General features: G+C 37.5%; 6 protein-coding genes. All 6 read left to right on the top strand.

Annotated features, from left to right (window positions below):
* Nucleotides 1–2,272: BTAD domain-containing putative transcriptional regulator (locus ACFQ3N_RS01615; protein WP_390358930.1), on the top strand; the 2,272-nt coding region annotated here is incomplete at its 5' end.
* 395 nt (nt 2,273–2,667) lie between these two features.
* Nucleotides 2,668–3,936, top strand: coding sequence for a substrate-binding domain-containing protein (locus tag ACFQ3N_RS01610; protein WP_390358928.1), 1,269 nt, complete (start codon nt 2,668–2,670; stop codon nt 3,934–3,936).
* A gap of 80 nt (nt 3,937–4,016) precedes the next feature.
* Nucleotides 4,017–4,784, top strand: coding sequence for an ABC transporter ATP-binding protein (locus tag ACFQ3N_RS01605; protein ID WP_390358927.1), 768 nt, complete (start codon nt 4,017–4,019; stop codon nt 4,782–4,784).
* Nucleotides 4,768–5,475, top strand: coding sequence for an ABC transporter ATP-binding protein (locus ACFQ3N_RS01600; RefSeq protein WP_390358925.1), 708 nt, complete (start codon nt 4,768–4,770; stop codon nt 5,473–5,475). The genes ACFQ3N_RS01605 and ACFQ3N_RS01600 overlap by 17 nt, the downstream gene beginning before the upstream one ends.
* A 14-nt stretch (nt 5,476–5,489) precedes the next feature.
* Entirely contained in the window at nt 5,490–6,350 is an 861-nt protein-coding gene (locus ACFQ3N_RS01595; protein ID WP_390358923.1) for a branched-chain amino acid ABC transporter permease, read from the top strand.
* Between the two features lie 5 nt (nt 6,351–6,355).
* The gene (locus ACFQ3N_RS01590; protein WP_390358921.1) at nt 6,356–7,345 is read left to right on the top strand and encodes a branched-chain amino acid ABC transporter permease; all 990 of its coding nucleotides are present in this window, start codon (nt 6,356–6,358) and stop codon (nt 7,343–7,345) included.
* The last annotated feature ends 6 nt before the right edge of the window (nt 7,346–7,351 follow it).

Raw genomic sequence — 7,351 nt, 5'->3', positions numbered from 1 at the left:
TAGAGTGCCTTTTCTTTTTTGGCTAGGAATTAATATCAAATTCCCCCGAGAACTATTTTACACATACTTGCATATGCGAGTGGCAACTTATTATGAAAAGAAAAAGGATATAGAAACAACCCTTTACCATTATCAGAAAGTAAAGGAATACAAGTCAATAGCGCACTTACTGCAAAAAAATGGTTTAGAAATGCTTCGATCTGGACGACTTCAAACTTTATATGACTTATTAGCTGATTTGCCAAATGACTTTAAACTGGTCTATCCTGTTCTATATTTTTACCAAGGGGAAATTGAGCGGTATCGATCTTTATATGAACAAGCAGAACAAAACTATGAAAACATAATAAAATTAATACCAAAAGATGATCAGGATCATTATTACCTTGCAGGATTAGCGTTTGAAGGGAAAGCACGTATTTATCTTGACACAATCCAACCGGATAAAGCCGAGCGATATGTAAATCAAGCTATTCATATGCGGGAAAAGGCAAAAGCCCCAAAAGAAGAGATGGCACAATTATATATGCTAATGGCAGAGAATTTATTGAACGCCGGACAAGCAGTAAAAGCAGAAAATTGGTTTGATCGCGCAAATTTATTAAATTTACCCTTAGAAGAAAGCAATTTACAAGCGAGAATCTGCCTTCGTACTGGTAAATTAAGAAAAGCAAAAGAAATATTAGTACAACGAAAGAAAAACACGTTAGCAACGAATACAAAACATTTGCCGCAGTCACATAGAGAAACGGATATACTATTATCCATTATTGAAGCATTTATGGGTAATGCGGAGGAAAGTAAAAAACTAGCATCTGAGGGTATTCAATTAGGTTTAACTGTTCAAGCTCCATTTGTAGAGGCGTGTGGGTGGATGCGCATGGGTCATGCTGTCCAATTACTGGATAATTATAATACAGAGCTGGCTGTTCAATGTTATGAAACAGCACTTGAGATTATGGAGAGAATTAATATTTCCAGAGGGAAGGCTGAACCTTACATGGGTCTTTCCATTCTATATGGCAAAAAACTTGAATATGAACGAGCAATAGAAAATGCCAATCAAGGGTTAAAAGAAACTGAAAAAGTAAATGACCGCTGGTTAAGTGCTCTCATAAAACTGAGCCTATGCATAACCGAGGTATATAACCATCAGTATGATCAAGCTACGGAAACTATTAATCAAGTACGTTCTGATATGATTTCCTGTGGGGATCGGTATGGAATTATGGTAACAGGATTTTGGGGAGCGTATATTTCACTAGAAAAAGAAGACATGGAAACATTTAAACATGAAATGGGAATTTTCCTTCAAGAGGTTGAAACAGAAGAATATGACTTTTTCTTAAAAAGTATAACAACTTTTGGGCCAACAGATTTGAAAAACATTGCGCCAATGTTGTTAAAGGCAAAACAACTGGGGATATCACCGCAATTAGTGAGCCGGTTAATGTATGAACTAGGGTATGATGAAGGTCTAAGTAGCCACCCAGGTTATACATTAGTTATTTCCACACTTGGACAATTAAAAGTGTGGCTTGGAACAAAAAAGATTGAACCTCATGATTGGCAACGTGAAAAGGCGAAAGAGCTTTTTGAGTTATTTATAACGAATAGAAATAAGATGTTATTAAAAGAAGAAATCTTTCAATATCTCTGGCCAGACGAGGAAAAGAAAACAGCAAACAAAAAGTTTAAAGTTACACTTAATGCATTGTTAAAAGCTATAGAACCACAAAGGAAGGCAAGAGAAGAATCCTTCTTTATTGCACGTAATGGCGGTGCGTATGGGTTAAATCCAAATACTGGGTATAAGATAGATATTCTTCATTTTGAGGAACAGATCAATAGAGGTTTGGAAGAAAAAGACCCTAAACGAGCAAAGGAATTAATTGGTAAGGGTTTAAAGTTGTATCAAGGCGAGTATTTAGCAGACCTTCGCTATGTTAATTGGTGTTCTTCTGAGAGAGAACGCCTTCAGTTACTATACTTACGTGGTGCAGAAAAAATGGCGCAAATAGCTGTTAGACTGTTTGATTTTAATTTATGTATCGATTGGTGTGAACGTATTTTAGCTATAGACAACACATGGGAAGAAGCTTATCGACTGACAATGTATAGTTACTATCAACATAACAATCGTCCTCAAGCTATTAGATGGTACGAAAGGTGCTGTGAGGTACTAGAGGATGAACTTGGTGTAGAACCAATGGAACCGACTAAAGAAATGTATCATTTGATTATTGAGTCGGAGAATTTAAATACGTATTGAAAAACTATCTCAGGTTTCCCAACTGTAACTAGAGATAGTTTTTTAACCTTTATGGCTATTGTTAGCTATGAATCTCGTTAACAAATAGACTGTTTTCGTAAGGTTTGTTGCTTTTGAGAGAATAGATATAAACTGCGACGCAACTTGAAAACACGATCAGTACTCTGCTACCGCTGCGGAAAATACTACGCTTTCCGCGGGCTCGCGCTGAGCCTCCTCGATCGCAAAGACCGCTCCTTGTGGGGGCTTTACTCGGCAATGTGACCTACCCGCGATGCGTGGGCGCAGTCCATACGGTGCTTACCAGATGCTTGCGCTTTTGTTTTTGTAACTTCCTTGTAACTACTTCCATTTATGATTAGTCACAAGTAAAAATTTAAAGGGGGAATCATGTAATGAAAGTAATGCGAAAATTTAGTTTGCTAATCATATTGTTAAGTACTCTACTTATTGTAACTGCGTGTGGGGATGAAGAAGAAACCTCTGGAGCACCAGAGGATACAGAAGAAACAACAGATGAGACAACTGAGGAAACAGAAGGAACAGAGGAACCAATGGAAACAGTAAAAATTGGTGTGCTGGCTTCTTTAACTGGAGCATTGGAAGCGTATGGTAAACAAACACAAAAAGGTTTTGAATTAGGACTTGATTACGCAACTGATGGAACAATGGAAATTGAAGGCAAGAAAATTGAAGTAATTTTTGAAGATACGGAAACAGATGCAACTGTAGCACGTCAAAAGGCAATTGGCTTGCTTGAGGATGATGAAGTTGATTTTCTCGTAGGTTCATCCAGTTCAGGAGATACACTAGCAGTAACACCTCTGGCTGAGGAATACGAGAGGATTATGGTTGTCGAGCCAGCAGTAGCGGATAGTATTACCGGCTCAGAATATAATGATTATATTTTCAGAACAGGCAGAAGCTCATCACAGGATGCAGTAGCAGCTGCAGCAGCAATTGCTGGAGAAGGTGTGGAAATTGCAACACTAGCCCCAGACTATTCGTTTGGTCATGATGGTGTTTCTGCATTTGTAACTGCTGCAGAGGATTTAGGTGCTGATATCGTTCATGAAGAATATGCTGACCAAGCTGCAACAGATTTCACAGCAAATATACAAAAAATAATAGAAGCAGATCCAGATTATCTATTCGTTGTCTGGGCAGGAGCCAATTCACCATGGAATCAGATTGCAGATATGAAATTACAAGAACAAGGAATTAAGATAACAACTGGTGCACCTGACATTGCTGCCCTTGCCACAATGAATGATTTGGTAGGCATGGAAGGATTCACTGTTTATTACCATACACTACCCGATAATGAAATAAATGATTGGCTTGTTGAAGAACATACGAGTCGCTATGATGGTGACGTTCCAGATTTATTTACACCAGGTGGAATGAGTGCAGCTCTATCTATTGTAGAAGCACTTAAACAAACTGGTGGGGATACGAATGCTGATACATTAATTGAAACAATGGAAGGAATGAGCTTTGAAACACCTAAAGGTACGATGACATTCCGCCCAGAGGATCATCAGGCGCTACAATCATTGTATTCCATCACATTGGAAGAAAGTGATGAACATGATTATCCAATTCCGGTATTAAACCGTGTGTTAACGCCTGAAGAAACGGCTCCGCCAATCATGAATCAATAAAAAATGGTTAATAATAGAACACTCCCTTGCCATAAGTGTGGTAGGGGTTTGTTCTACCTAAGTCAGGAAGGGGGAGAAACATGACAGCAATTTTAGAAACAAAAGACTTAACAATTGCCTTTGGAGGACATATAGCTGTTGATTCTGTTTCCGTGCAAATACCAGAAAAAATGTTCACCTCGATTATTGGCCCGAATGGTGCAGGTAAAACTACTTTCTTCAACCTACTAAGTGGGCAATTAACTCCAACAAAAGGTTCGATATATTTTAAAGGAAACGATATTACTAAGGTCTCTACAACGGAACGAACTAGATTGGGGATTGGCAGATCATTTCAGATCACTAATGTTTTTCCGAATCTGACAGTATTAGAGAATGTCCGTCTTGCCGTGCAATCAGAAGCGAAAGTTCGTTACCAAATGATTGCGCACTTTCTTCACTATAAACAATTTCAAAACAAGGCATATGAGTTATTGGAAAAAGTTTTCCTAGAAGAAAAGAAAAATCATCTAGCGGTTAACCTGTCTCATGGAGAAAAAAGAAAGCTCGAAATAGCAATGCTGCTTGCATTGGATACGGAAGTATTACTGTTAGATGAACCCACAGCTGGCATGTCACTAGAAGAAGTCCCTGCAATCATAGAGGTTATAAAAAATATTAAAGAGCAAAAAGAACGGACAATCGTACTGATCGAGCATAAAATGAATATGATCATGGACATGTCAGATGAAGTACTTGTTTTATTTAATGGTGAATTATTGGCAAGAGGGACACCCAATGAAATCATCGAAAATGAAGCCGTTCAATCTGCCTATTTAGGAGGCGAATATGATGAGCAGCTTACTTAAATTAAATCAGGTAGAAGCATTTATACAAAAATTTCATATTTTACATGATATTTCTTTTGAAGTCCCTAAGGGTGGAGCTACCGTGCTACTTGGAAGAAATGGTGCAGGTAAAACGACTACATTACGTACGATTATGGGTCTGAATCAAGTGACAAAAGGATCCGTAACGTATAAGGACACTAATATAGGAAATTTACATACACATCATATAGCCAATAAAGGAATAGGATATGTGCCTGAAGGTCAAGGGATTTTCGGTGGCCTAACAGTTGGTGAAAATATGAGAGTTGCTATGAAGAAAGAAGATGAAACAACGACAAAACGAATGGAATGGATACTTGAACTATTCCCGGATTTGAAAAAGTTCTGGAATAAACCTGGCGGACAACTAAGTGGTGGACAAAAGCAAATGCTTGCAATTGCTAGAGCATATGTAAATGAAAATGATCTGTTGTTGATCGATGAACCAAGTAAAGGACTGGCGCCAATTATTGTCGATAAGGTAACGGAGTCCATCCAACAAATGAAAGAACAAACAACGATATTGTTAGTTGAACAAAACTTTGTAATGGCAAGTAAAATAGCTGATCAGTTCCATATTATTGATAATGGTCAAACAGTACACAGTGGTCAAATGGAAGACCTGAAAAATGATAAAGTAATCATGAAAAAATACCTTGGTATTTCGTAGGAGGGGTATCTTGTATGGACTTAATTTTTAGTTTATTTATCAATGGCCTTGCGACAGGTATGCTCATATTCCTCCTTGCTGCAGGATTGACACTTATATTTGGATTAATGCATGTATTGAATTTTGCCCATGGTGGTTTATTCATATGGGGAGCATTTGCTGGTGTATGGAGTTATCATTTAAGCAATAGTTTTGTACTGGGTATTGGAGTTGCTATTGTTACCGGGGTATTACTTGGTCTTATCACAGAGAAGTTAATTATAAGACCTGTATATGGAAATACAATACAGCAAATCTTGATTACGTTAGGATTTATGCTAGTTTTACAGGAAATGATAAAAGTAGTATTTGGACCCGATCAAAAAGCGGTATCACCACCTGAATATTTACAGAGTAGTTTTATGCTTGGTGATGTTATTTTAATAAAATACAGACTATTTATTATAGCCGTTGGGATTCTTATTTTTCTGATTGCAACTTTCATTTTAAAACGTACTCGAATTGGATTAATTGTTCGTGCGGGTGTAATGGATCAGGAAATGGTTCAATCCTTAGGTATTAATATAAAGCTTGTATTTATGAGTGTATTTATGGTTGGTTCAGCATTAGCAGCACTTAGTGGTATGCTGCACGCCCCGTATTCTGGTGTAATCTATGCGGAGATGGGCTTGGAGTTTTCCATACTGGCTTTTATAGTGGTTGTTATTGGTGGAATGGGCAGCTTTACTGGATCCTTACTTGCAGCAATATTAGTAGGTTTAGCACAAGCATTTATGGCATATTATGTACCTTCACTATCCCTGGCTGTAAATATGCTATTGATGGTAGTCGTTCTCATTTTCAGACCACAAGGCTTGTTTAAGGTAAAGGAGTGAGAAGAATGAATTTACGTAACGTTGATAAAATTACTTGGATATATGTAGCCATTTCTTTACTGTTATTTATTGTTCCATTTATAGTAACGGGACGGAGTATGCAATTTATTATTATACAGATTTTTATTTTTGGTATTTTTGCCATGAGTTATGATATATTACTAGGTTTTACGGGAATAATTTCATTTGGTCATGTCATGTTTTTTGGGATTGGTTCATATTCCACTGCTATTGTAATGGATCGTTTAGAACCCTCGATAGGTTCTTTGTTAGTAGCTATCGTAATAGCAGTTACTCTAGCAGCTATTGTCAGTTTCATTGTGGGCGTATTAACTCTGCGATTAAAAAGTCATTTTTATGCGATGCTAACCTTGGCATTAGCTGGGCTATTTCTAGTGGCTGCAGAGAAATGGAGATCTGTTTCAGGAGGGAATGATGGATTTACATTTGGTGTACCAGAATTTCTCCGTGATTCACAAAACTTATACTTTGTAGGCTTGACTGCTATGGTTCTTATTTTCTTTGGGCTAAGACGTCTAACGAGTTCGCCCTTTGGGAAGGTATTGATGGCAATTCGTGAAAATGAAAATCGAATTGAATCATTAGGTTATAAAGTATTGCATTATAAAGTGATCGCCAGCATCGTATCAGGAGTGGTAGCTAGTTTATCTGGTGTTTTATATATGCTTTCCCTTCGTTTTGTGGATACCAGTGTTTTCGCTACAGATATTACGATCGATGTATTACTTATGACGATAATCGGAGGAGTTGGAACTTTAATTGGTCCGATTGTTGGTGCAGGTTTAGTTGAATTTGCTCATCATTGGCTATCAGGGTTATCAGATGTACATTGGATATTTGAGCGTTGGATCATTCTTTATGGAACCGTCTATATATTAGTGGTTATATTCTTTCCCCTAGGTATTGTAGGTACAATACAGTCAAAGTTATCTACGATAGGATTAAAAAATAATGGCCCACGAGCGAAGAAATAAAAGGAG

The organism is Virgibacillus byunsanensis (assembly GCF_042675965.1).
Classification (GTDB): Bacteria; Bacillota; Bacilli; order Bacillales; family Amphibacillaceae; genus Virgibacillus_R; species Virgibacillus_R byunsanensis.
The sequence above is the reverse complement of the archived record's forward strand: the minus strand, read 5'-3'. Positions and strand labels throughout refer to the sequence as shown.